General features: G+C 58.6%; 1 pseudogene. It reads left to right on the forward strand.

Annotated features, from left to right (window positions below):
• Positions 1-86 precede the first annotated feature (86 nt).
• Positions 87-263: pseudogene (locus FS767_RS22325) on the forward strand (Bcr/CflA family drug resistance efflux transporter); the annotation flags it as partial.

The following is a 263-nucleotide window of genomic DNA, read 5'->3' on the forward strand; positions in this document are numbered from 1 at the left end:
CCACGCAGTCTAGCGCGCCTCGCCGCTTTTACAAACATGATTGTATGTAACTGCGTGACACTTCCGCTTCCATCGGATCAGGCTTCATGACCTTTCGCTTATTGTTGATTCTCGGGGCCCTCTCGGCCTTCGCCCCCTTCGCCATCGACATGTACCTGCCCAGCTTCCCGTCGCTGGCCCGGTCGTTCGCCACCGATATCGAACACGTGCAGCTGAGTCTGGCGGTGTATTTCGCCGGTCTCGCCAGCGGCCAGCTGTTCTAT

The sequence above is a fragment of the Pseudomonas sp. DE0010 genome (assembly GCF_007680745.1).
In the GTDB taxonomy this organism is placed as follows: domain Bacteria; phylum Pseudomonadota; class Gammaproteobacteria; order Pseudomonadales; family Pseudomonadaceae; genus Aquipseudomonas; species Aquipseudomonas parafulva_B.